General features: G+C 58.5%; 19 protein-coding genes. 6 read left to right on the top strand and 13 right to left on the bottom strand.

What is annotated here, in order from left to right; all coding sequences use genetic code 11:
- Nucleotides 1-14 precede the first annotated feature (14 nt).
- The 4 genes from ilvN (L9O85_RS01640) (at nucleotide 15) to ilvC (ending at nucleotide 3,915) form a co-directional block, all read left to right on the top strand.
- Entirely contained in the window at nucleotides 15-500 is a 486-nt protein-coding gene (gene ilvN / locus L9O85_RS01640; RefSeq protein WP_050622875.1) for an acetolactate synthase small subunit, read from the top strand.
- Nucleotides 501-631: 131 nt separating this feature from the next.
- Nucleotides 632-2,335: a biosynthetic-type acetolactate synthase large subunit gene (ilvB, locus tag L9O85_RS01635; RefSeq protein ID WP_050622876.1), complete on the top strand. Its 1,704-nt coding sequence runs from the start codon at nucleotides 632-634 to the stop codon at nucleotides 2,333-2,335.
- A 13-nt stretch (nucleotides 2,336-2,348) separates the two neighbouring features.
- On the top strand, nucleotides 2,349-2,915 hold the full coding sequence (gene ilvN / locus L9O85_RS01630) for an acetolactate synthase small subunit (RefSeq protein WP_242850269.1): 567 nt from the start codon (nucleotides 2,349-2,351) through the stop codon (nucleotides 2,913-2,915).
- On the top strand, nucleotides 2,896-3,915 hold the full coding sequence (gene ilvC / locus L9O85_RS01625; protein ID WP_050622878.1) for a ketol-acid reductoisomerase: 1,020 nt from the start codon (nucleotides 2,896-2,898) through the stop codon (nucleotides 3,913-3,915). Before ilvN (L9O85_RS01630) ends, ilvC begins: the two co-directional genes overlap by 20 nt.
- A gap of 128 nt (nucleotides 3,916-4,043) precedes the next feature.
- Here the strand turns inward: ilvC and L9O85_RS01620 are convergent, their stop codons facing one another.
- From L9O85_RS01620 to L9O85_RS01565, 12 genes are all read right to left on the bottom strand, one after another.
- The gene (locus L9O85_RS01620) at nucleotides 4,044-5,690 is read right to left on the bottom strand and encodes a recombinase family protein (protein ID WP_301580085.1); all 1,647 of its coding nucleotides are present in this window, start codon (nucleotides 5,688-5,690) and stop codon (nucleotides 4,044-4,046) included.
- 633 nt (nucleotides 5,691-6,323) lie between these two features.
- A complete protein-coding gene (locus L9O85_RS01615) occupies nucleotides 6,324-6,926 on the bottom strand; it encodes a sortase (RefSeq protein WP_240287553.1) in 603 nt (200 codons plus the stop codon).
- A complete protein-coding gene (locus tag L9O85_RS01610) occupies nucleotides 6,926-10,903 on the bottom strand; it encodes a Cna B-type domain-containing protein (protein ID WP_301579320.1) in 3,978 nt (1,325 codons plus the stop codon). Before L9O85_RS01610 ends, L9O85_RS01615 begins: the two co-directional genes overlap by 1 nt.
- A gap of 177 nt (nucleotides 10,904-11,080) precedes the next feature.
- A complete protein-coding gene (locus L9O85_RS01605; protein ID WP_430688775.1) occupies nucleotides 11,081-11,680 on the bottom strand; it encodes a recombinase family protein in 600 nt (199 codons plus the stop codon).
- A gap of 397 nt (nucleotides 11,681-12,077) precedes the next feature.
- On the bottom strand, nucleotides 12,078-12,386 hold the full coding sequence (locus L9O85_RS01600) for a plasmid mobilization protein (RefSeq protein WP_301579319.1): 309 nt from the start codon (nucleotides 12,384-12,386) through the stop codon (nucleotides 12,078-12,080).
- Nucleotides 12,383-13,297 (bottom strand): replication initiator protein A, encoded by a 915-nt coding sequence (locus L9O85_RS01595; protein ID WP_301579317.1) that lies wholly within the window; start codon nucleotides 13,295-13,297, stop codon nucleotides 12,383-12,385. The genes L9O85_RS01600 and L9O85_RS01595 overlap by 4 nt, the downstream gene beginning before the upstream one ends.
- A 940-nt stretch (nucleotides 13,298-14,237) precedes the next feature.
- Nucleotides 14,238-14,681, bottom strand: a complete 444-nt coding sequence (locus L9O85_RS01590) for a hypothetical protein (RefSeq protein ID WP_276853205.1) — start codon at nucleotides 14,679-14,681, stop codon at nucleotides 14,238-14,240.
- 90 nt (nucleotides 14,682-14,771) lie between these two features.
- Complete coding sequence (locus L9O85_RS01585) at nucleotides 14,772-14,978, bottom strand: helix-turn-helix transcriptional regulator (RefSeq protein WP_050622882.1); 207 nt, start codon at nucleotides 14,976-14,978, stop codon at nucleotides 14,772-14,774.
- A 2-nt stretch (nucleotides 14,979-14,980) separates the two neighbouring features.
- Nucleotides 14,981-15,292 (bottom strand): hypothetical protein, encoded by a 312-nt coding sequence (locus L9O85_RS01580; protein WP_301579314.1) that lies wholly within the window; start codon nucleotides 15,290-15,292, stop codon nucleotides 14,981-14,983.
- Nucleotides 15,293-15,452: 160 nt separating this feature from the next.
- On the bottom strand, nucleotides 15,453-16,076 hold the full coding sequence (locus tag L9O85_RS01575; protein ID WP_050622884.1) for a DUF47 domain-containing protein: 624 nt from the start codon (nucleotides 16,074-16,076) through the stop codon (nucleotides 15,453-15,455).
- A gap of 24 nt (nucleotides 16,077-16,100) precedes the next feature.
- Nucleotides 16,101-17,153 (bottom strand): inorganic phosphate transporter, encoded by a 1,053-nt coding sequence (locus L9O85_RS01570; protein ID WP_050622885.1) that lies wholly within the window; start codon nucleotides 17,151-17,153, stop codon nucleotides 16,101-16,103.
- A 280-nt stretch (nucleotides 17,154-17,433) separates the two neighbouring features.
- The gene (locus L9O85_RS01565) at nucleotides 17,434-18,108 is read right to left on the bottom strand and encodes a FadR/GntR family transcriptional regulator (protein ID WP_108980004.1); all 675 of its coding nucleotides are present in this window, start codon (nucleotides 18,106-18,108) and stop codon (nucleotides 17,434-17,436) included.
- A gap of 137 nt (nucleotides 18,109-18,245) precedes the next feature.
- Between L9O85_RS01565 and ilvD the strand changes: the two genes are divergently transcribed.
- Entirely contained in the window at nucleotides 18,246-19,907 is a 1,662-nt protein-coding gene (gene ilvD, locus L9O85_RS01560) for a dihydroxy-acid dehydratase (RefSeq protein ID WP_276757904.1), read from the top strand.
- Between the two features lie 403 nt (nucleotides 19,908-20,310).
- Nucleotides 20,311-20,895, top strand: a complete 585-nt coding sequence (locus L9O85_RS01555) for a hypothetical protein (protein WP_147576980.1) — start codon at nucleotides 20,311-20,313, stop codon at nucleotides 20,893-20,895.
- 61 nt (nucleotides 20,896-20,956) lie between these two features.
- On the opposite strand, the gene L9O85_RS01550 is transcribed toward L9O85_RS01555, so the two are convergent.
- Nucleotides 20,957-24,433 (bottom strand): S-layer homology domain-containing protein, encoded by a 3,477-nt coding sequence (locus tag L9O85_RS01550; RefSeq protein ID WP_301579310.1) that lies wholly within the window; start codon nucleotides 24,431-24,433, stop codon nucleotides 20,957-20,959.
- Nucleotides 24,434-24,523 lie beyond the last annotated feature (90 nt).

Below are 24,523 nucleotides of genomic sequence, written 5' to 3'. Positions count from 1 at the left end.
GAGGGGGATAAGCCATGAAACAGACCATTTCCGTCCTGGTGGAGAACCAGGCCGGCGTTCTGAACCGGATCACCGGCCTGTTCTCCCGCCGCGCCTTCAACATAGAATCCCTGGCAGTGGGTGTCACCGATGACCCCACCATCTCCCGCATCACCATCATCGTGGACAGCGGCAACAGCGTGGTGGAGCAGGTGGAAAAGCAGCTCAACAAGCTGATCGAAGTCATCAAGGTCCGCACCCTGGAGGAGAACAGCCTGATCGGCCGGGAGCTGATGATCCTGAAGGTGAACGCCAACAACAAGACCCGCCAGGATATCATGACCATCTGTGAGATCATGGGGGCCAAGGTGGACGATATCTCTCCCACCTCCCTCACCCTGGAGCTGTCCGATACTCCCGACCGGCTGGACACCTTTCAGTCCATGATGCGCCCCTTCTCCATCCTGGAGGTGGCCCGCACCGGGGTCATCGCCGTCCAGAAGGGCGGAGGGAAAATTTGATCGTGAGTCAGGAGATAAAAGTTCTGAGTCAGTAAGTGCGCTTCCGGCGCACAAATATAAAGCGGTCCGGCGAAGCCGGGCGCCTCAGCTCCTATCTCATCGTTCCTATCTGAACCAAAGGAGGCAGCAGCTTGAAAGTAAGAGCCACCCAGGCCATCCTGGAGTGCCTGCTGGAGCAGGAGGTGGACACCGTCTTCGGCTATCCGGGCGGGACCATCCTGAATCTCTATGATGAACTGTATCACTACCAAGATAAAATACACCACATATTGACCGCCCACGAGCAGGGGGCCTCCCACGCCGCCGATGGCTATGCCCGATCCACCGGCAAGGTGGGGGTGTGCTTCGCTACCTCGGGCCCCGGGGCCACCAATCTCACCACCGGCATCGCCACCGCCTATATGGATTCCTCTCCTGTGGTCTTCATCACCTGCAATGTCACTGAGGAGACCCTGGGCAAGGACGCTTTCCAGGAGGTGGACATCACCGGCATCGCCATGCCCATCACCAAGGCCACCTATCTGGTCCGGGACCCCCAGACCATCCCCGACGTGATGCGTCAGGCCTTTGCCGTGGCTGCCACTGGCCGGCCCGGCCCGGTGCTCATCGACTTTCTGAAGAACGTCACCTTCCCCACCACTATGATCGACTATGAGTTCATCCCCTGGAAGGAGAACCGCTCCTGCGGCAGCATCCGGGAGCTGAACCTGCGCCACGGCCTCAAGCCGCCGGAGCCTGACCTGGGGGATATCGACAAGCTGGTGGAGATGATCGCCCAGTCCCAGCGGCCGCTGCTCATGTGCGGCGGCGGCGTGGTCCGCGGGCGGGCGGACCGGCAGTTCCGGGAGTTTGCCGAGAAGCTGGACTGCCCTGTGGCCATCACCGTCATGGGGGGCGGCGGCTTCCCCGGTGCGCACCCCCTCACCACCGGCATGGTGGGGATGCACGGCACCCAGGCCTCCAACACCGCCTGTGACCAGTGCGACCTGCTCATCGCCGTGGGCTGCCGCTTCTCTGACCGGGTGGCTTTGGACCCTGCCTCCTTTGCCAGCCAGGCGAAGATCGTCCAGATCGATATCGACCGTTCGGAGATCGACAAGAACATCCTCACCGACCACCACATCATCGGCTCCGCCAAACGGGTGCTGGAACTGCTCAACCAGCGGGTCCCCCAGTACCACCGGGACGCCTGGAAGGAGCAGATCCTTTCCCTGAAGCGGGAGCCGGAGGTGGAGACCTCCCAGGTCCTCACTCCCAGGCAGGTGCTGGAGACCATCCGCCGCATGGCCCCCCAGGACACCATCGTGGCCACCGATGTGGGCCAGCATCAGATGTGGTCTATCCAGCATTTCCACTTCGACTACCCCGGCCAGCTGCTCACCAGCGGCGGCTTCGGCACCATGGGCTTCGGACTGGGGGCCGCCATCGGTGCCAAGGTGGGCAATCCGGACAAGGTGGTGGTCCACACCACTGGAGACGGCTGCTTCCGCATGAACTGCCACGAGCTGGCCACTGTGGAGCACTACCACCTGCCCATCATCACCGTCATCTTCAACAACGGCTGTCTGGGCATGGTGCGCCAGTGGCAGAACCTGCTCTACCACCAACGCTTCTCCCAGACTACCCTGGACCGTGGCCCCGACTTCGTCAAGCTGGCCGAGGCATATGGACTGAAGGGCTTCCGGGTCTCCACCCGGGCGGAGATGGAGCAGGCCTTTGGCCAGGCCCTCCAGGCGGGGTGCGGCTGTGTCATCGACTGCCGCCTGGATATGGACGAGATGGTCCGGCCTATGGTGGCCGGCGGGGCCCATATCACCGACTTTCTGCTGAAATAAAGGGGGCTTCACCATGAGACCTGATATGAACAAGGACATCAAGCCCTACACGCTGTCCATTCTGGTCCAGGACATCCCCGGCGTCCTCAGCCAGGTGGCCCGCCTCTTCTCCCGCAAGGGCTACAACATCGAATCCATCGTCTCCGGCGAGTCGGGGGACCCCGGCGTGACCCGCATCACCATCGTGCTGCTGGGGGACGAGCTGATGATCTCCCAAATCGCCGCCCAGTGCCGCAAGCTCCTTCCGGTGATCGCAGTGAAGATCCTGGACGAGTCCACCTCCCTCCAGCGGGAGATGGCCCTCATCAAAGTCAAGACCCTGGACCGCAACGCCCGGGACGAGGTCATCCAGATGGCCAACATCTTCCGGGCCAACATCATCGACGTCAGCCGGGAGACTCTTACCGTAGCCATCTTCGGGGACCGGGACAAGACTGAGGCTCTGGTCCGCCTGCTGAGGGACTTCGGCGTGCTGGAGATCGCAAGAACGGGTACCATCGCCATCGAAAGAGGGCGTAGCACCATATACGACGACAATAAGATCAAGGAGGAATATAACTATGGCAAAAATGTACTATGAGAAAGACTGCGACATCAACTACCTCAACGGCAAGAAGATCGCCATCATCGGCTATGGCTCCCAGGGCCACGCCCATGCCCTGAACCTGAAGGACTCCGGCTGTGACGTGTGCGTAGGCCTGCGCGCCGGCTCCAAGAACTGGAAGAATGCCGAGGACGCCGGCCTGAAGGTGATGACCGTGGCCGACGCCGCCAAGTGGGGCGACATCGTGATGATGCTCATCAACGACGAGGTCCAGGCCGACGTCTACAAGCGGGACATCGAGCCCAACCTGGTGGAGGGCAATGCCCTGGCCTTCGCCCACGGCTTCAACATCCGCTACCAGCAGATCCGTCCCCCCAAGGGCGTGGACGTGTTCATGGCTGCCCCCAAGGGCCCCGGTCATACCGTCCGCTCCACCTATGTCAACGGCAAGGGAGTGCCCTGCCTGGTGGCCGTGGAGCAGAACGCCACCGGCGACGCCTATAAGATCGCTCTGGCCTACATCGCCGGCATCGGCGGTGCCCGGGCCGGCGTGATGGAGACCACCTTCCACGACGAGACCGAGACTGACCTGTTCGGCGAGCAGGCCGTGCTGTGCGGCGGCGTGGTGGACCTGATGCGCTGCGGCTTCGAGACCCTGGTGGAGGCCGGCTACGAGCCTGAGAACGCCTACTTCGAGTGCATCCACGAGATGAAGCTCATCATCGACCTGATCAACAAGGGCGGCGTGGCGGCCATGAACTACTCCATCTCTGACACCGCCGAGTATGGCGAGTATGTCTCCGGACCCCGCGTGCTGCCCTACGAGGAAACCAAGAAGAACATGAAGGCTGTCCTTCAGGACATCCAGGACGGCACCTTCGCCGGAAAGTGGATCGCCGAGAACAAAAACGGCCGCACCTTCTTCAACTCCAAGCGCGCCCAGCTGGCCAAGCACCAGATGGAGATCGTGGGCGAGGAGCTGCGCAAGAATATGATCTGGGGCGGCGACAAGGACCTGGATACCGCTTCCAACTAACCGGGCGCAAGCCAGCGACAGCGGTGCCGCTGACCTTTCATGTATGACAAAAGGGTTCTTGAGCATAGGGGCAATCCCGATAAAGAAGTATTGTCTAATCCCCCGGACAACGGCGTAACGCTTCGGCGTTACGCCGTTGTCCTTTTGATGCGCTTATCATATTCCGGAGAAAAGCTGATCTCCCCGATGAAATTATAGTGAACATCAATTCTCTGCACCCTATGTCCGCTGGACTTGTCTGGAGCGTGTACTACCACTTTGTCCACAAACTCCCGGAGCAGGGCCGGGGTCAACTCCGTGGGCCGGGTGTATTTCCGTACCACCTTCAGGAAGTTCTCCATGTTGGCCGCCTGCTCCTCCGTGGCCTCCAAAGCCTTCTGGAGGCCCGCCACGGCCTCCGTAAGCCCTGCCTGCTCCTCTTCATAGGCGCAGGCCAGTTTGTCAAACCGGGCCTCTGTGAGCCGCCCCATCACCTTGTCCTCATACAGCCTTTGGATGATGCCGTCCAACTCCTGGATGCGCTTCTGCTTCTTCTCCAGTTCACGCCTTGTCTTTTCCCATTCCGATTTTCTGGCCCTCTCGCTGTTCTCCATGACCTGCCTCACAAATGTCTCCTCGTCCTCCTGGACATAGGCAAGCACCCGCTGGATATTCTGGAGCACAAGCTGCTCCAGGACCACCGCCCGTATGTAGTGGGCGCTGCACTGTTTCCCGGTGCGGTAGCTGGAACAGGTGTAGCACTCCTGTTCACAGGTCCATGAACCGGTACGGCAATGGTAGAGTTTTGCTCCGCAGTCGGCGCAGTAGGCCAGCCCGGAGAACATACCCATTTCTCCCATCTTCGTGGGGCGGCGGCGCTGGGCGCGTATCTTCCGCACCCGCTCCCAGCTCTCACGGTCTATGATAGCCTCATGGGTGTTCTCGAATACCGCCCACTTCTCCGGGGGATTGCAGACCGTTTTTTTCAGCTTGTAGGACAGCCTGGTTGTTTTGAAGTTGGTGGTCCTGCCCAGGTAGGCGTCCTGGTCAAGGATGTTTGCCACTGTATCAGAGGTCCAGCGGCAGGGGTCCTCCGGGTGGTAATTCCGGGTGCGGCCTGTCCGCCGAAATTCTATCGTCCCCGGTGTGGGGATATCCCGCTCTTTCAACATACGGGCGATTTTGCCGGGGCCGTTACCTTCCTGACAGAGTTGATAGATCAGTTCCACCACCGGGGCCGTCTCCTCATCCACGAGCAAAGTGCCGTCCTGGTCCCGGACATAGCCGTAGGGGGCGTTGGTAGACAGCCGCTTGCCGGATAGTCCTTTGGTGCGGAACACGGCGCGTATCTTCTTGCTGGTGTCTCGGCAATACCATTCGTTGATGATATTGAGCAACGGGGTGAAGTCATTGTCCTGCTGGTTGGCGCTGTCAATGCCGTTGCTGATGGCGATGAAGCGCACACCCAGTTCGGGAAAGCACATTTCCGTGTAAAGCCCCACCTCCAGATAGTTCCGACCAAATCGGGACATATCCTTGACGATCACGGTATCGACCATACCGGCCTCGATGTCGGCCAGCATTTCCTGGAAGCCCGGGCGGTTGAAATTCGTCCCGGTATAACCATCATCTTTGTAAATTTTATACTGGGTCATACCGTGCTCTCCGGCGTATTTGGTGAGCAGTTCGATCTGATGGGTGATGCTGTCGCTGTCCCCGGCGTTGTCATCATCCCGGGAGAGGCGGACATAGAGCGCCGCCCAGGTCTCTTTTCTGTTGCTGGACCGCCTGTTCATCATTTCCTCCATTCCGGCAGTCGCCGCATGGGTCTCATTTGACCCTTTTATTGTACTTGAAATGGGGAACGGCGTCAAATTTTGCGGCGCTGGGTCTTGTCAAGCAATCACCGCCTCTTTTGTAAAATAAATCGCACGGTGCGATTTATTTCGCCGCTGTCAGACAAAAACCGCGCCGGACTGCCCGGCGCGGTCTTATGCTATTCACGCTGATTTTTCAAAGGCGGAGCAGGCGGCGGCTGGCCGGGCCGCTCCATAGGGTTTCCGTGCCTCCCCCCATTCCCGTGGGCGGGGCGTCCTACGCTGTGACGCATAGCCGACGCAAGTATCATTGTCCCGCTGTCTGCCTCCTGGCCTGCGGGCCGGCCCGCCCGCTTTACGGCGCTGGTGTTGTTCGCTCCTGTCCTGGCGCACCCGCCGCCCGGCTCCGCAGACAGTTCTCGTACCTGCTGCCTGTATTCGCTTGTCCGTATGTAAGGAGACGCTACTCCGTCAAGCAGGAGTACGGTATATCTTCCCTTATCAGTCTACAACAGCACCGCTACAAAATAAGGCGAAATGCGTCCCACCGTGAGATTTATTTCCTGTACTTTTTGCTCAGACGGGGTAGAGGGTGTCCTTTTTCCTCAATTTCTATACTCGCTCACACCGCACTGTGACCCTGGCCTTGCCGCCGATGGTACAGGTGAACAAGGTCAGGTCCCAGTCTCCGGCCTCCATCTCCTCCACAGCGGTTCCGGCAAGCTGTTCCAGTTTGGACACCTGGTAGGAGAACAGATTGCTATCTGCGTCCGTGAACAGGACTTTGTCCCCCACATTCAGTTCACCCAGGCGGGCGAAATGCCGCTTGTAGTTGTGCCCTGCGATAATCAAGTCATCCAGATAGGCGGAACCGGTGTACCGGCAGGGTGCCAGCTTCAGGGCCTGGTCGCTCCATTGGCTGACGACGGGCAGCGTCAGCTCTAGGGCCGGTATCTCCAGCGTGCCGATATACGCTGTTCCGTTGATGTCCACGGTGGGCATCTCCATCTCCGGGTCCAGGATATAGCCTGGCAGCTCTGGCTGAGGGGCCGATACAGCCGGCTCGGCGTCGGGCTCCGGAGCCCGAGCCATCTGTTCCAGGGTCTGCTGGGCGGCCCGCCCGGCCCGCTGGTCGTCCCAAAGGTTGTAGGCGGTAAGGCAGAGGGCTGCCGCGATCAGCAGCAGCCCCCCAAGAATCAAAATCCTTCGCGCCATCACTTCCGTGCTTTGCGCTTGCCCTGATAAGGCGGGTTGAGGCTGATCCCGCCAATTACCAGCCCCATACCGGCCAGAAGCAGCGCTAGCACCAACGCCCAAGGCTGTCCGGTCTGGGGCAGGCCCGGTTCACTGGTCTCTTTTGGCTCGTCAGGGGTTCCCGGCTCGTCGGGTTCATCGGGTTCGTCCGGCTCGTCAGGGTCATCCGGTTCGTCGGGTCCGTCCGGCTCGTCAGGGTCCTCCGGTTCGTCGGGTCCGTCCGGCTCGTCAGGGTCCTCCGGTCCGTCGGGTTCGTCGGGTCCGTCCGGTTCGTCGGGTTTGTCCGGTTCGTCGGGTTTGTCCGGCTCGTCGGGCTCGTCCGGGTCCTCCGGTTCGTCGGGCTCGTCCGGGTCCTCCGGTTCGTCGGGCTCGTCGGGTTCGTCCGGCTCGTCCGGGTCCTCCGGTTCGTCCGGGTCATCGGGTTTAGCAGTATTTGTGATGGTGAACTCGGTTCCGTTCTGCTCCACAGTTACAGTGAAGCCATCCGGCACATCTACCTCCTGGACTGTCCATCGGTGACCGTCCGGGAGGCCGGTCCAGGTGTACGTCCATCCGTTGCTGTCACTCAGTTGGATAGTCTCCTGCTGCACGCCGTCTTTCAGCAGGGCGACGGTAACGGATTTTGGAGCTATGCCGTCATCGTCCAGCTTCCAGACCTTTTTCACCGTTACGCTGGTGGTGTCGGTGCCGGGGTTGCCGCCGTCCTTATGGTTGTTAAAGGTGACGGACAGCGTTTCATCCGTCGTGATCGTGCCCTGTGCATTGCCCGGCACCGTGGTCGTATAGCCGTCCTGGTTCGCTTCCGCTTCTGTGACGGTATAGGTAATTCCCACGGGAAGACCAGTGGCTGTTTTGCTCTCCCCGTGCTTTAGGGTAAAGGTGGTAACGCCATTTGTAAACGTCATGTCGCCGTATGTGCCGTTGATAGGCTCATCGGAAATCAGGGTTACGGTAAAGGTAAACGCTTTGTCCTGCTCGCCGCCGGCGCCGGTGACCGTCTTCGATACAGTCAGCCCGCCGGTTTTGTTCGGTTCCACCGGCGGCTCGTCGGGGTCATAGGTGTTCGTGATGGTGAAACGAATGGTATTCCCGACCATTTCCGATTTGCTGATTGACGTCGTAAACCCGGGAACGGCCTCCTCCCGGACGGAGTATTCCGTTGTGCTGGGGTCATCCGTCAGGCCGGAGAAGGTGGCCGTCCAGTCATTTGTTTTGTTCAGTTTCACCGGGCCAAGCTCTTCGCCGTTGATGAGCAGATAAACGCTGACTTCGGCCTGTTCATCCTCCGGCGTATTTTCCCACTTTTTCTCCACGGTGACAGAGTAGGCCTTTTCCGCCGGCGTGCCGATGATCAGGTTGCCGTTAGTGCCGATACCGCCGCCCCGGGAGGCGTGGTTGCCGGTGATGACGACGCCTTCCTTCTCCGCAATCGCCATCGCCGCCGCTGCGTCGTCAGCGGACACTACATTTTTCAGGGCAACGGATGCGCTCTGGTCAACGGTGTCTGTGTAAAGTTTCTGGAAAGTCTCCCCATACCGCATGGATCTCGTTGCAGGCGCGCCCGTGCCAAAGCTTCGGTCTGCGTCGCAGTCAGGCTTAGGATTTTGTAAATACAAAGTTACGCCGCCGTCCCGATAATATTGGTTCAGTCCGCCGCCCAGCATGTGGGCGTACAACGTCAGGGTATTCTCGCCCATAAAGTTTGAAATATCGTCTCCGGCCTGATTACTGTCCCGTATTCCATCAGCGGCTTGGGCATGGTTATCATAGACAGCGCCGCCATCTGTGACATAAATCTTAATATCCCCTGTGCTGCAGGTCCACAGGCCGCCGCCTAGGACATCGGCGGAATTGTCTGTAATGACAGTGTTGTAGAGCTGGAGGGTCGCATCCTTTTCCACATAAATTCCGCCGCCGAAGCTGACATTACACTCCGATGTATTATCCGTAATACTGCCGCCAGAGATTACTGCGTGTGTTGTTCGGATAAAGATACCAGCGCCGCCCGCGTGGGCGGTGTTCCCGGTGACAGTGCCGCCGCTCATCTCGAAGGTGTTGTCCTTCTCTGTATAAATCCCGCCGCCGCCGGATTTCTCCGCAGTACAGTTGGAGATGGTGCCGCCCCTCATGTAAAAAGCGGGGGTTCCGGTCTCATCCGTCGTCTTATGCAGATAGACGCCGCCGCCGAATTTCTCTGCGGTGCAATTCCTGATCTCGCTCTCGCCGCTCATGATAAATTGGGCGGAACCGCCTACGTAGACGCCGGCCCCATCGCCGTAATGATGATTTTCGTCCGCAAAGCAATTTTGGATCATGCCGCCGGTCATTTCAAAGGACATTGGCTGGCTGTCCGTGCTTTGCAGCAGCACGCCCCGGCTGTTGTGCTCTGGATTGCCCTGAATCGTACCGCCAGACATGGTCATGCTGCCGCCGTTGTCCACGCAAACGATGGCGTGCGATAAATCGGCGTTTCCGGAGGACAAGGTGCCGCCCTTGAGAGAGAACAGACAGTTCGCGGGGACACTTACAAGGGTTCGGACGTCGGCCGACGTGGTCACCGTCAGATCGTTGGAAGCGATGGTCAGGGAACCGGCTCCGGATAGCCGGAAACAATTCCCACCTGCTTTCAGCGAAAATGTGATTGTATGCTTTCCATCGGCGGTCAGTTCAACGTTTCGCTTGTCTATCGTGATCTGCTCTGTGATTGTTATGTCATTCACAATCTGGACCTTGGTGGTCTCTTCCTGATTTTGGTTAACCGCATTGATGGCCTCCTGGAGAGAACCGTATTCGACCTCGTCAATCTTTGCCACAACTTCTCTATCAATGTCTTCGACGGTGCCTCCATTCTTATCAAAGGTAGCATATTGGTTCTGATATACATAATTGCCGCTTCCCGAAGAACAGCTTTTTATCGTTCCGTCATGCATGATAAAAGCTGCGGTGTCAAAAATCGCCACACCGCCGCCGCGGCCTGTTGCGAAGCAGTCGATAATCGTCCCGCCGGTCATGGTGAATTTTCCTGTTCCGGTGACCGCCACACCACCGCCGTCCTGCCCTGAGCAGTTAGAAATTGTGCCATTGCTCATGGTAAACTCAGCAGCGCCGATTATCCAGACACCACCGCCGCGTCCCGTTGAGGAGCAGTTGGTAATCATCCCGCCGGTCATGGTAAACGACATCGGTACAGAGGGATCGCTCGTGTCCTGCAGCATCACGCCGCAGCTGTTTTGCTCTTGGTTGCCTTCAATCGTGCCGTCGGTCATGGTCATGCTTCCACCGTTGTCAACGCAGATGATGGCTTTTGATAAATTGGCATCTCCAGAGGTCAATGTGCCGTCCTGTAAAGAAAGAGAACCACTTTTAACAACATTTACGATGGACCGCAGGGACTCGTTTGTGGTTGTGATGGTCAGTTGGCCTGATATGGTCAGCGAGGCTGCGCTGTCGCTCCAGTTTCCGACCCGAAAGCAATTCGATGTTTCAGCAAGGTCGGAAAAAGTGATTGTGCATTCCTCGTCCGCCGTCAGAATAACGTTCTTGCGCTCGATGTTGATCTGCTCTGTGACCGTCGTGTCGCGCACGATCTGAATCGTGGTCGCACCCTCTTGGTTCTGCCCAACCACTTCGACGGCCGCTTCCAGCGTTTTATACTGTTCTGACCCAATGACCGCAACCGTATCAGCATCCCATTCCGGCGTACCGCTGTTGTCAGGCGTGTCCTCCGGCTCGTCCGTATTCTGCGGATTGTCCGGGTCATCCGGTTCACCGGGTTCGTTCGTGTTGTTGTCCGTGTTCCTGCTGCCATCGGGCTGCTGGTCCCGCTGCGTATAGTCCGCACTCTGTCCGCCCTCTGTATTACCATCAGCAAAAGCGACCGAAGGCAGCCCCGCTAAAAGGCACAACGCCAGCACTCCAGCCAATATTCGTTTTTTCATAAAATGATGCACCTCTCCTGTTTTGAAAAATTGTACCTTTGCAAATTGGAACATTTTTAAAGTTTGTGTGCAAAAAAGCATTGAAAAAGCAGTGTTTTTCGTGTACCATACAAGTAAGCGGTAAGCTGTCTGAAAATTTGTAAAGGTACACTTTTTCAAATTTTAGGCCAGTTTATTTTAGTCGGACTTTTCAAATTTGACCGCCTTGGCGTAGAAGGTGCCTACTGGCATTTCACAGGCATTTGCCGCTTGCTTCAAGGTCAGCCGCTTGTTTCTCCACTCTCTGTGCACCTCGTGGAAGTTTTCGGGCAGAGGCCGGGGCGGCCTGCCGAACTTCACGCCCCGGGCCTTGGCGGCGGCGATCCCCTCGGCTTGCCGCTGGCGGATGTTTGTGCGTTCATTTTCCGCCACAAAAGAGAGCACTTGCAACACAATATCGCTGAGGAATGTGCCCATCAGGTCCTTGCCCCGGCGGGTATCCAGCAGGGGCATATCCAGCACCACGATGTCCACGCCCCTGTCCTTGGTGAGCAGCCGCCATTGCTCCAAAATCTCCTTGTAGTTGCGGCCCAGGCGGTCGATGCTTTTGATATACAGCAGATCGTCCCGCTTCATGCGCCGTACCAGCTTCTTGTACTGGGGGCGCTCAAAGTCCTTACCGGACTGTTTATCGGTAAAGATATTCTTCTCCGGGATGTTCAGCTCCTGCAGAGCCAGAAGCTGGCGGTCCTCATTCTGGTCTTTGGTGCTGACCCGGATATATCCGTAACTCGTCAATGTTAGATCCTCCATATTTGGTCCATAGGCAATACTCCGATCTTTCAGTTTACAACAGCGGCGGGGCCGCTGCTTTTTCATGTTTGCTCCCTGCGCGGAAAGGGTCGAAATAAATCCCACGATGGGACGCATTTCCTGTCGAAAAATGGATCGCACCGTGGGACGGATTTCAGGGCGGGTAAAACCATCCCGGCCCCGGAAACGGCAAAAGCCGCCCTTGGGCGGCTTTTGGGGCATATCCCCCCTTGGATACTGAAAACGCCGCCGGGCCCCGTCGGTCAAGGCCCGCCCCACCGGGGCGGCTCGCGGCGATTGCGTCAGCAATCGTCCGGCCTTGACGGGTGGGGATTGGCGGCGTATCCTCTCTCCCGCAAAGGGGGAGATGCCCTGGCCCCGGTTAAAGGGTATCCTTGACCAGCCGCCATGCCTGGCCGACCAGGTCGAGAACACGGGACAGTTCCTCTTCGGAAATGGCCTCCTGGGTATTGGCCCACCGGGCGATTTGGTTGACATTCCGGCCAATGGCGGATAGCTCCCGGAGCAGGGCGGCGTATTCCTGGGGCGGCTTTGGGCGCACCTCTGTTCCAGCTATCAGGTGCCGGAGCAGGGCGCTGGCAGTCAATCCAGTGTCGGCGCACAACTGGAGCAGATGGTCGTGCTCCTGTTCATCCAGCCAAAAGCTGACATAATACGGGCGGCTCCTCATAGACGGGCCTCCGTCCTGTGCGCCGTGGAAAATGCGTCCCATGGGACGCATTTCGGGGGTTTGGGGGCTTTGCCACCAACAAGGGTCGTTTGTGTAACAAATGACATACTTGCAGAAGCAGCGGCGCAAGATGCGCCGCTGCCTGGGTGGAGGACTGTTTTCTGGTCCTGTTTGTCAAGAAAATATATCGCACGGTGCGATTTATTTTTATCTGTCTCTGGTTCGGGCGTTGGGTGGATAGCTCGTGGAACTGTGCGCGGCTCCACCTTTGCGGAGGGTGGTTGTTCGGAAGATGACGGTGTGTTCCTGTCTGCCCTCTGTTTCTCTGGTCTCTGACAGGATTGATAGATGGATTGATAAGTTTGGATAAAATCAGTTTTATTTCTATCAGTCTTATTACAATTCGGTTTTCCGCAGTCTGTAACGGCATATTCCGTTAGTCCCGGGGCGGAATAGTGGACTTGCTCACTCCGGACAGAGCCGGTGTCAGGGGCTTTGTCCAGTTCTGAACTGTTGTGGTCTGGCTCGGGAGTTTCCTGGGAGATAAACCGCTTGACGAATATCTTTGTGGGCTTACCCTGGCCCTGCTTGACACGCTCGATCAGGCCTACGCCCCTGGTGGTATCCAGTTCGGCCAGCAGCTTCATACCCTTTTCGCTCCCGCAGTTCAAAACCTCCTGCACCTCGTTCAGGGTAAAGTAGATATACACCCGGCCCTGGTCATACCATCCATTCCGGGCGGACAGGCTCATGCGGTCCAGCATGAGGGTATAGAGCAGCTTGGCGTCATTGGACAGGCTCTTGAAGCGGGGGTCTTTCATCAGGGCTTTAGGCATGGAATAGAATTGATACTGTGTGCTCTCCTCGCCTCGGAAATAGTCAAAATGAGTATTGTTAGTCATGTTAGTCATATTCGCTCCTCCTTCTGAGCATAAGAAAAGACCAGTTCAATTTTGAACTGGTCTTTTCTTCTTACATTTTCTTGTCAATGAGGCCGCTTTTTGCGGTGACTTCCTGTGTTTTTGTCATTTTGGGTCTTGGTCTTTATCCGGCATCGGCTTATGCTCAAGAACCCTTTTGTTATGATCTATAGTGTTGTCATTCAGCAAAGAAAGGTTGTTATCAATATTGAAGTCATCACAAGGAACTCTAACAGTATTTGTATCCCTTGATTAGGAGCGTTATTCTTTACTCTTTTATGCCAAAAAATAATCTCAATTACTTTTACTGAAAGGACAAGAAAGCAAAAAAACTGACTCAAAACAGGAAAAGGCGGATAATATTGATATAATTGATAAAATGCGGCAGGTAAAAAAATCGAAAAAGTACATTGATATTTTTTTCGGCAGTAAAATCTTAATAATATGATGAGCTCATATATAATTGCAAGGATCCAGATCACAATATAGATCTGTAAAAATAGACTTTCTCCAAGATATTCAGCTAAAACACCGCTCTCCCAGGGATATTGCGGAAACATCGGGAATAGCAGGATGTAGGATATTGCCAATAAGAATGATAGTATTTTAAGAACTAGCATCCGAAATCACCCACCTAAATTTTGCTTAAAACCATCATCGACTTTCAAGCTCTTCTATTAGGTCATTATCTTCTGCTTTTGTAAATGTACCATAAGCAACCAAGTCGCTGTCCAAAAATTTTATATATGGAAAATTGATCCACTCCCAGGGTACAATGCACTTTGTTGTATCTTTTGGCGCAATCCATCGGCCCGCTCTTTTCGTTACGTTCAGTGGCATGGACTGTCATCTGTTTCCCAATACTCCACCGTCCCCCGTCACGGCATAGGACGCATTGTTGCGAATCGCCAGTGTGTACTGGCCCGCCCGTTCAGGGCAGGGCCTCCCGGCACAGCTCCAGACACCGCTGGTAGGCCGCTCCCTCCTCCACCCGGAAGAGGCTCCCCTCGAAGCAGAGAAAACCGTTCTCATACAGGACCACATCCCCCAAGGGCTCGTAGGTGCGGAACAGATCGATATGATAGGTATGCTGCCCCCGCTCATAGCGGATGGCCTGATAGGGCCCCCGCCAGGCCACCCGCAGCTCCCCCAGGGCCTGGACCAGGCCGTTCTCCTCCACTGTGAACCTGACCATATCCTTGTGGGAGGGGGATACATAGAACTCTGTGACCTGGTCCAGAGGGGGCAGCATCCCCTGCAGCGGCCGGGCCCCCAGGAAAACCTGGGCGGCCACCGCCAGCAGGGCCGCCGCCGAGAACAGGGCAAAGGCCCAAGCCGCCGCCCGGTCCCGCAGGCTCATCGTTCCGTGCTTCATTTCCCGCGCCTCCCATCTGTTCCAGAGAGAGTCTTTTCTAAAACAAGCTTAACAGCGGGGACCCATTTTGTAAACGGGTCCCCGCCAATTTCAGCAGGATTTTTCCCCCGGCCCCAGGAACAGCTCGTCCACCGTGGTCCCCAGCACCCCGGCCAGGTGGAAGGCCAGGGTGAGGGTGGGGTCGTACTTGTTGTTTTCGATGGCGTTGATGGTCTGGCGGGACACTCCGCACCGGCGGGCCAGCTCTTCCTGAGAGAGCCCCATCTCGCTCCTCAGCGCCCGGATCTTGTTCTCCATGCTCAGCCTCCGTACTTGTGCTTGAACCAGCCCAAAAAGGCCGCATACACCACCGCCGCCGTTACCAGCTGGATAAAGGGGGAGGCCGGCTCCCTGCTGGGCTGCTGTACCGCCGTCCGAATCACCTCGATCAGGTCGCCGCCCACCACGGCGATGAAGGCCCAGGTGCTGGCCTTGCCCACGATCATCTGCCGCCGCTCGTCCTCCAGCTCCGACCGGACCAGGGAGACGAACATCCACACGATCAGCACTGCGGAGAGGATCAGCACGGCCAGAAAGATCACCACAAAAATAGAAGTCCCGTTGGATTCCATGACGCTGCCTCCTTGTCAAATCAAGATGTCAAATTCTTTTGACATCTTGATTCTAACATGGATGTGCGGGAATGTCAAATACTTTTTACATCCCGTGCAAAAAAAGACCCGGCCTCCCCTGGATGGCCGGGTCCTGAAAGCGCAGCATATGCGTCTTTGGTCAGGAGTTCTTCATTACGATCTGCTCCACCACGTCCGCCACATGCTCACAGGCGTCAGTGCATTTCTCAAGGTAGAAATAGACCTCCCGCCAGCAGATGATCTCCACCGGGTCGGTGCAGGTGGTGTGCAGCTCCCGCATGCTGGTCACAAAGACCTGATCCGCCTGCTCCTCCAGGGTGTTGATGGCGATGATGTGGTCCCGCAGGCTCTTGGAGTGGCGGAAGGAGGCGAACTCTTTCAGCATGAGCTTGACCATGTCGCAGCTCTTCACCACGATGGAGACCAGCTCCAGGGAGTCGGGCCGGATGCTCTGGATGTTGTTGTAGTAGAGCCGGAGCATCACATCCTCGATCTTGTCTGTCACCTCATCGATGTTCTGGCTGAGCAGGATGATGTCCTCCCGCTCGATGGGGGTGATGAACGCCTTCACCAGAGCGTCCAGCACCTCGTGCTTTTTCTCGTCAGCGGCGTGCTCCACCTTGTGCATGTCGTCCAGCTTCTCCCGGATCAGCAGGGGATCGAAATCCCGCATGACCCGCTCCAGCAGGTGGGCCGCCTGATAGGCGCAGTCCGCACAAGCGTAGAAGTTGCCGAAATAAAAGGAATCACTCTTTTTCGCCATAACACTCTTCCTCCCCATGATCGATCAGAAGATCGCCGTAAATATCTTAGCCATGACAAAGCTGATGAGCCCGCATCCCGGGAAGGTGAACACCCAGGTGAGCATCATGTCCTTCACCACGCCGAAATTGATGGCGGAGAGCCGCTTCACCGCCCCCACACCCATGATGGCGCTGGTCTTGGTGTGGGTGGTGGACACTGGGATACCGAACAGGCTGGAGAGCAGCAGGCAGGCCGCCGCCGCCAGGTCTGCGGCGAACCCCTGGTACTTCTCCAGGCGCACCATATCCATTCCCACCGACTTGATGATCTTTTCGCCCCCCACACTGGTGCCCAGGCCCATCACGGTGCTGCACATCAGCATCAGCCAGGCGGGGATGACCATCCCGGTGACGCTCTCCTGCCCACCGCAGAAGGCCATGCCCAGAAAGAGCACGCCGATGAATTTCTGCCCGTCCTGGGCCCCGTGCATGAAGCTCATGGCGGCGGCAGCAAAGATCTGTGCCCCCTGGAAGAAGCCGTTGGTCTTCCTTCGGTCCATCCCGGCGCACACCAGGATGACCAGGCGGCAGATGCCCCACCCGGCCAGGAAGCCCAGCGCCAGGCTCAGCACCAGGCCGTAGAGCACCTTGACCCACTCGCCCATGTTGATGCCGCCAATGCCGTTCTGGATGGCGATAGCCGCCCCTGTGAGGCCCGCGATCAGGCTGTGGCTCTCGCTGGTGGGGATGCCGAAGCGGGCCGCCCCCACGCTGTACACCACGATGGAGAACAGAGCCGCGCACAGGGCGATCAGGGCCTCATGGGTGTTGCCGCCGAAGTCCACCATATTGCTGATGGTGGAGGCTACCGAGCTGTTGATGTGGGTCATGATGAGCACACCCAGGAAGTTGAACACCGCGCTGGTCAGGATGGCTGCCCGGACGTTGATGCACCGGGTGGCGATGCAGGTGGCGATGGCGTTGGGGGCATCCGTCCATCCGTTGACGAAAATGACGCCCAGCGTCAGCAGGACTGTGACCAGCATGGCCGGGCTGGAAAAGACCTGCTGTACAAATGATGCAAATGACAGTTCCATACGATCTCCCGCGCTCCCTCCTGCCCGTGAGAGGCATAAAAATAACAGGACTTGCTGACCCGGTCCGGTGCGAAGTCCTGTCATCCTCCATCAGGGAGCATCCCCCTTGTTCTTCAAGTTGTCGTGGAACCACAGCACGGAGCATCTTCCGCCGGGAATGTCCATTCCCCTGTGGACCTCTAGGTTTAGCATAGCATTTTACACCAATTTCGTCAAGACTTTACCTTTTCCGTCCCAGTTCAAGATTTGTGCAGGCAGGGAGGCCGGCGTTCTGCCCGTCTCATCCCAGCCCCATCACCTCCATGCTGCGGCACATGTGGATGGCCATGGCATGCTCTGCGCCCTCTCCGTCCCGCTTTGCCAAAAATTCCAGCAGCAGGGCGTGGTCCCGCAGGGTGTCCTCTGCCAGCTGCTCGCCGTGCTCTCCGCTCTCCACTGCGGCGGCCACTGCCTGGTGGATCACCGGCAGCAGCCGGACCATGAATTCGTTGTGGGCAGCCCGCACGATGGCGGCATGAAAGTCCCGGTCCGCCTCCGTCCGGTCCTGTCCTGCCCGGATGCACCGCTCCACCGCCTCCCCTCTCTCCAGGATATCCCGCAGCTCCTCCTCCGTGGCCCGCTGGCAGGCCAGCCGGGCGGCCTTTGGCTCGAAGATGGACCGCAGCTCAAACAGGTCCCGCAGCTGGCCCTGAAGCCGCTCCAGCCCAGAGAAGCCGAAGTCCTCGATGTCCGCCACTTCCTCCGACACAAAGGTCCCCCGCCCCCGCCGGACCTCCAGCACTCCACGGGCGGCCAGCTCTCGGATGGCCTCCCGCAGGGTGGCGCGGCTCACCCCCAGCTGCTGGGAGAGCTCCACCTCGTTGGGGAGCTTGTCCCCGGGCCGCAGCGTGCCCTCCGCCACGATGCTGTTATACAGGCGTTCCGCCGTCTGCTGGGACAGATTCCGCTTCGACATGGTCTCTCTTCTCCTTTTCTCTGTGCCGGAGGCGCAGCTCCCTCTTGACATTTTCCCCTCTATCTTATACTATATAGTCAGACAATGCAAGAGAAATCAGACAACTTGAGTCTGGATCTGTGAGGAGGTCAATTCCCATGCGCAGCGATGTCATTAAAAAGGGGGCCCCCGCCGCCCCCAACCGCTCCCTGCTCTATGCCCTGGGCTATACCAAGGAGGAGCTGGAGCGGCCTCTCATCGGCGTGGTCTGTTCCTACAACGAGATCGTCCCCGGCCACATGAACCTGGATAAGATCGCCGAGGCGGTGAAGGCCGGCATCCGTGCCGCCGGAGGCACCCCGGTGGAGTTCCCCGCCATCGCCGTGTGCGACGGCATCGCCATGGGACATGTGGGCATGAAGTACTCCCTGGTCACCCGGGACCTGATCGCCGACTCCACCGAGGCCATGGCTATGGCCCACCAGTTTGACGGTCTGGTGATGATCCCCAACTGCGACAAGAACGTGCCCGGCCTGCTCATGGCGGCTGCCCGGGTGAACATCCCCACCATCTTCGTCTCCGGCGGCCCCATGATGGCGGGCACTATGAATGACGGCCGCCGCACCTGCCTGAGCCACATGTTCGAGGCGGTGGGCTCCTACTACGCCGGCAAGCTGGACGAGGCCGGCCTGGAGGAGTATGAAAACAACGCCTGCCCCACCTGCGGCTCCTGCTCCGGCATGTACACCGCCAACTCCATGAACTGCCTCACCGAGGCCATCGGCATGGGGCTGCGGGGCAACGGCACCATCCCCGCCGTGTGGTCCGCCCGCCTGCGGCTGGCCAAGCACGCCGGCATGCAGATCATGGAGCTGGTGGAGCGGGATATCCGCCCCCGGGACATCATGACCGAGGCCGCCTTCCACAACGCCGAGACCATCGACATGGCCCTGGGCTGCTCCACCAACACCATGCTCCACCTGCCTGCCATCGCCCATGAGTGCGGCATCGAGCTCTCCTTCGACATGGCCAATGAGATCTCTCAGAAGACCCCCAACCTGTGCCACCTGGCCCCGGCGGGCAACACCTATATGGAGGACCTGGAGCGGGCCGGCGGCGTCTACGCCGTCATGGCCGAGCTGTCCAAGGCGGGCCTGCTGGACACCGGCCTTATGACCTGCACCGGCAAGACGGTGGCAGAGAACCTGGCGGGCGTGGTCAACCGGGACCCGGAGATCATCCGCCCCATCGAGGCTCCCTATTCCAAGACCGGCGGCATCGCCGTGCTGAAGGGCAACCTGGCCCCCGACGGCTGCGTGGTGAAGCAGTCCGCCGTGGCCCCGGAGATGATGGTCCACGAGGGCCCTGCCCGGGTGTTCGACAGCGAGGAGGACGCCATCCAGGCCATCTATGCCGGCAAGATCGTGGCCGGCGACGTAGTGGTCATCCGCTACGAGGGCCCCAAGGGCGGTCCCGGCATGCGGGAGATGCTCAACCCCACCTCCGCCATCGCGGGCATGGGCCTGGATAAGGATGTGGCCCTCATCACCGACGGCCGCTTCTCCGGCGCCACCCGGGGGGCTTCCATCGGCCATGTGTCCCCCGAGGCGGCCTCTGGCGGACCCATCGGTCTGGTGGAAGAGGGTGACCTCATCGCCATCGACATCCCCGCCCACTCCATCACCCTGAAGGTGTCCGACGAGGAGCTGGAGGTCCGGCGGGCCAAGTGGGTCTGCCCCGAGCCCAAGATCAGGACCGGCTATCTGGCCCGGTACGCCAAAATGGTTTCCTCCGCCGACCGGGGGGCCATCCTGGAGTAAACAGCGCGATACAAATAGCCCGGACGCGGCCTCCGCCGTGTCCGGGCTATTTCTGCTCTGTGTCCCTTTGATATTCAGAAGAGGCCTGCGGTGATGCGCCCGCCCTCCGCCCCCGCACGGGAGGCGGCGTCCCGGTGGAACATGGTACAGACACGTTCCTGCAAGAATATGCTGTGCGGAGAGGGTCCCATACAGGGACGGCCTCAGCAGGCAGGCGGGCACATCACAGCAGGTCCCCATGGTAGGATATCCGTTTTCTCCCGTCTCATCCCCTCGGGCCGCTGTCTGGGGATAAAAATGGGCACAGTTTCCCTGAAATCCCATTATTTGTATTTTAACGTCCCACATAGCCCCCGGTTTCCCCCTTCTATGAAATCATTTTTAATAGAAAGAGGGATCGATCATGGCAAGCAGACACACTGAACATTATGGGTTGAGCCAGTGGGAGGCTTCGGACAAAGTGGAGCGGACCGACTTCAACGCGGACAACGCCGCGGTGGACGGGGCGCTCCACGCGCTGGCACAGTCCAAGGCGGAGACCGCCGCCCTCTCCCAGCTCTCCGGCCTTGTGGCCCAGAAGGCGGACCAGACCGCCTTGGAGGCGCTGGAGGGGCGGCTGGACAGTAAGGCGGATCAGGAGGGCCTGAGCGGCGTGGAGCGCCGCCTGTCAGCCGTGGAGGGCTCCATGCCCCGCACCGCCTTCGGCAGCTACACCGGAAACGGGACCAGCGGCCCGGAGTCCCCTGTCTCCCTCGCCTTTTCCTTCCCGCCCCAGCTTTTGGCGGTGCGCCGCTCCGGCTCCTCCGCCGACCGCTCCGGCCTGCTCCTCCTCCGGGGCGTCACCCAGGGAGGCGGCCTGGGGCACATCGACTTCTATGTCAATGTCACCTGGTCGGGAAATCAGGTCTCCTGGTACACCTCAAAGGACAACCCCTCCACCCAGATGAATTCTGAGGGCGTGGAGTATTTTTATTTTGCCATTGGGTGATAAGGCATGCGGACCCCTGCGCATTATGCACAGGGGTCCGCAGGTTTAAGTGAGATGACGCTTACTGAACTTCAATCTTGGTAATTTCAGTATTTGCGTTTGGCATGGTGAAGGTCACAGTGATCTCACCCTTAGCCTCAACAACCTCTGCGGAGGTCTGGATATAGAACTCATCGCTGCTGGAAGTCCAGACCAGACCGCTGGTGACCTGGGTATTCTTCGCAGAGTTCCACATGGTCTGGCCCTCGGGCAGGCCATCAATGGCATTCTGGAGTTCCTGAGCGCTCGCGTAAGTCTTCGGGCCGTCCCACTGAGCCGAGGCGGCAGTCTGACCAGCCTTGGTCACCTGGGCGGTAGCCTTAATGGCCCCGTCATTGATGGTGACAGTGACCTGAGCGTCGGTAGCCAGGTCAGCCCCGGTCTTCTGGGTGAGCTTGAGCGTCACGTCAGCGCCGGCCTGATACTTACCGTTCACATTCTCCACGTTATAAGTGGAATTGCTGACAGAGTCAGTACCAGTCAGATCATACTTATCGTAGACATAAGCCACAGTCAGTTTACCATCCTCACCCAGAACAATGGTCAGAGTCTGGCCAGCGACAGAAACGTCGTTCTTGGTCCCGGTGATGGTGGGCTTCGCCATGACCTTGTTCTCCGCAGTGGAGGCGCTGGTGGGCACCACGGTGGCGGTCAGAACACTGTCAAAGTCAGCAGAGATGGTGTCGCCATCCCAGTAGGCCTTGTTGTTGATGTTCAGATAGGCGCCGTCCAGATTCAGGGTCAGGGTCGCCTGAGTGGCGGCAACGGGCTGAACGTTATCAGCGGTAACCGTCTTGTCCTGGGTGACCTTGGTCAGAGTCACGGTGCGGGTCTCAGTGCCCTTGTTGTCAGTCCACTGATAGCCGGTCTTGGGAGTCATCTTCACGGTGACATCCAGGTTCTTCTCGGTCAGGACCAGGCTCTCATTGGTCTTGCTGTTGTTGTTCTCATCGGTGATGGTGTAGTCCACATTGGTGGCATTGTCCACCTTCACGGTGTAGGCAACGGGGGCGTCGGTGCCCTTGACCTCAGTGATGCACACGCCCATCAGCACCTTGCCGTCCAGGACATAGGTGACCTTGTCGTTACCGTCGTCCTTGATGCGGCCGATGGTGGACTTGGTCAGGTCATCGCCGTCGAAGCGGGCAACCACCACGTCCTCGTCATAGGCGTAGGTCGCATAGTTCTTGCCGGCGGCATCGCCGATGCCGATGACCTCGTCGTCCTCGCCCTCGGTGCCGATACCGGTCTTCACGGTCCAATCGGTGAAGTTCTTGTCATAGTCGGTGACAAAGCCGTCCTTGTTGTAGGTCAGGCCGCTGAGCACCTGGATCTCATCAGTCTTGATGGTCTTGAAGAAGTCATAGGCGTCGCCGTCGCGGACCTTCAGCTTGACGATCTCGCCGCCGACCATGGCCTGGTACTCATAGTACTTGGTGTTGGTCTCGTTGTCCTTCTGGGCCTTGGCGCCGGTGTCGCCCACCACGAAGATGACTTCGTCGTCGCCGTCCACGTTGGCGTTCTCGATGTAGACCACCTTGGCCACGCCGCCCTTGTCGAAGACAACGGCGTTGGTGTCCGCGTCACCCTTCACGTCGGGCACATTCTTGATGCCGGTGTAGACGGTGTAGTCGTCGCCGTCGTACAGCAGGAAGATAGTGCTGCTGTTGGCATAGTAGTCGTCGGCCGCAAAGATCTTCATGGCGGAGGTGCCGGACTTGATCTCCAGACCGGTGGCGTTGAAGGTATTCTCGTTCAGGTCGATGCGGTTGTCGCTTCTCTTGGTCAGAGTGTACAGGCCGTCGCTGTCCTTGGAGTAGGACACGATGTAGCCCTCCAGAGCCTCACGGGCCTCCTGAGTGCTATCATACTTGTCCGTGCTGTCGGAATCCAGGTCCACCTTCAGTTTGGTGGCGTCGGTGAGCAGCAGGGTGGCGCCGAAGTCGGCGTCATCGCCGTACTTGTCGTTGGCGGAGCCAACGCCCACCACGTAGGCGTAATCCTGAGCCACGGCGTCAGCGTCCAGATGGATCACATAGCCATAGGCGTCCAGATAGGCCACGGTCTCGGCGTCCACATCATCGGTGTCCAGCTTGTCGCTGGCATCCATGTTCTTGGAGTAGGAGTAGCTGGTGCCGTCCAGGGAGAAGTTGTCCTTGTCCTTCACCTTGGTGACAGTGCCTTCCACGGACTCAGCCTTGACAACAGACTGGATCTCGTCGTTGGCGTAGGTGTAGACGACCACGTCGTCCTCCGCAAAAGCGGTGGTAGCAAACTCGTCGTCGCTGGCGTCGGCGGGGCCGTCCACCAGGTCGGACAGGGTGATGGTGCCGTCCTTCTCATCGACCTTGTAGACCTCAGCCACATAGCTGTCGATGACGGAGACGGTAACTTCCTTCTCCTTGGAGTCAACATAGACCTGAGTCAGAACGCCGTTGCCGGTCACGTTCTCGCCAGCGGCCTCCTTCAGGAAGCAGTCAGTGCTGGTACGGTTGTCATACAGGTCGTTGCCGTCGAAGGAGTACTCATTGGCCTCGCCGTTGGTGTAAACGGTCCAGTCATAGTCCTGAGCGGCAGTGCGGCCCACATCGTTGTACAGGGTCTTGGAAGAGACCTTGGCAGTGTAGGTGTGGGTAGCGGTGTCGGCCATGCTGATGATGATGTCGTCGTCAGCGATGCCCTTGTAGCTGTCGGGGATGTTGCCCTCGTCGTCCAGAGACACGTTGGCCAGGGAGCCGGTGCCCCACACGGTGCTGGGACGGCCGAAGTCATCCTCGTCATTCATGTACACCAGGTCGAAGTTCTTGTAGCCCAGGGTCTGCTTGTAGTCGAACTTCACGCCGTTGGCCCAGGTGCTGCCGGTGTTGAAGTAGATGTTGAAGGTGTCGTTGTACTCAACGGTGACAGCCTTGGTCAGGGCGTTGAACACCAGCTCGGCCACGTTGTCGCGGGTCAGGCCGGCATTGGCGGTCAGCTTCAGATCGCCGTACATGCCCAGCTCAGTGCCCTTGGCGGTGGCGGCCAGCATCCAGTCGTTGCCGAAGTCAGTGGCGCTCTGGAAGTAGCCCAGAGTGCGGCACAGCATCAGCACGGCCTGCGCGGTGGTCACGGTGGCGCTGGGGTCGAACTTGCCGTCGCCCACACCGGCCACGATGCCCAGGCTGGCGCACAGGTTCACATAGCCCTCCGCCCAGTCGGGGACGTCGGTGAACACGCTGGTCTCCGCGAACTGGTTGACGTTCACACCGGCGCCATACAGCATGGTGCAGATGATGACCGCCATCTCGGCGCGGGTGACTACGTTCTCGGGACCAAAGGACCCGTTCTCGTAGCCGTCGAACACGCCGATCTCGGCGGTGACCGCCACGGCGTCCTGATTGACGATCTTATCCTTATCGGTAAAATCGTCGATGCCCTTAGCGCTGGTTCCGACCATCATCATGCCCAGGAGCATGGCGGAAGCCAGAGCAACGCTGAGAGCGCGCTTCAGGTTTCTCATTGGATATTCCTCCTTTTATATTTGGCAAATGAGAGCTATTTTCTTGAATTTTAGGGGTTTTACCAAAATCAGGAAAGTACAACTCCCCTT

Source organism: Lawsonibacter asaccharolyticus, from assembly GCF_022453915.1.
Classification (GTDB): Bacteria; Bacillota; Clostridia; order Oscillospirales; family Oscillospiraceae; genus Lawsonibacter; species Lawsonibacter asaccharolyticus.
Note: the sequence above shows the minus strand (reverse complement) of the source record. Positions and strands in the feature narration are given on the sequence as shown.

Coding starts and splice junctions, on each gene's coding strand:
- ilvN (WP_050622875.1), top strand. CDS start 15: ATGAAACAGACCATTTCCGTCCTGGTGGAGAACCAGGCCGGCGTTCTG.
- ilvN (WP_242850269.1), top strand. CDS start 2,349: ATGAGACCTGATATGAACAAGGACATCAAGCCCTACACGCTGTCCATT.
- ilvC (WP_050622878.1), top strand. CDS start 2,896: ATGGCAAAAATGTACTATGAGAAAGACTGCGACATCAACTACCTCAAC.
- L9O85_RS01620 (WP_301580085.1), bottom strand. CDS start 5,690: ATGAACAGGCGGTCCAGCAACAGAAAAGAGACCTGGGCGGCGCTCTAT.
- L9O85_RS01615 (WP_240287553.1), bottom strand. CDS start 6,926: ATGGCGCGAAGGATTTTGATTCTTGGGGGGCTGCTGCTGATCGCGGCA.
- L9O85_RS01610 (WP_301579320.1), bottom strand. CDS start 10,903: ATGAAAAAACGAATATTGGCTGGAGTGCTGGCGTTGTGCCTTTTAGCG.
- L9O85_RS01600 (WP_301579319.1), bottom strand. CDS start 12,386: ATGAGGAGCCGCCCGTATTATGTCAGCTTTTGGCTGGATGAACAGGAG.
- L9O85_RS01595 (WP_301579317.1), bottom strand. CDS start 13,297: ATGACTAACATGACTAACAATACTCATTTTGACTATTTCCGAGGCGAG.
- L9O85_RS01590 (WP_276853205.1), bottom strand. CDS start 14,681: ATGAAGCACGGAACGATGAGCCTGCGGGACCGGGCGGCGGCTTGGGCC.
- L9O85_RS01585 (WP_050622882.1), bottom strand. CDS start 14,978: ATGGAGAACAAGATCCGGGCGCTGAGGAGCGAGATGGGGCTCTCTCAG.
- L9O85_RS01580 (WP_301579314.1), bottom strand. CDS start 15,292: ATGGAATCCAACGGGACTTCTATTTTTGTGGTGATCTTTCTGGCCGTG.
- L9O85_RS01575 (WP_050622884.1), bottom strand. CDS start 16,076: ATGGCGAAAAAGAGTGATTCCTTTTATTTCGGCAACTTCTACGCTTGT.
- L9O85_RS01570 (WP_050622885.1), bottom strand. CDS start 17,153: ATGGAACTGTCATTTGCATCATTTGTACAGCAGGTCTTTTCCAGCCCG.
- L9O85_RS01565 (WP_108980004.1), bottom strand. CDS start 18,108: ATGTCGAAGCGGAATCTGTCCCAGCAGACGGCGGAACGCCTGTATAAC.
- ilvD (WP_276757904.1), top strand. CDS start 18,246: ATGCGCAGCGATGTCATTAAAAAGGGGGCCCCCGCCGCCCCCAACCGC.
- L9O85_RS01555 (WP_147576980.1), top strand. CDS start 20,311: ATGGCAAGCAGACACACTGAACATTATGGGTTGAGCCAGTGGGAGGCT.
- L9O85_RS01550 (WP_301579310.1), bottom strand. CDS start 24,433: ATGAGAAACCTGAAGCGCGCTCTCAGCGTTGCTCTGGCTTCCGCCATG.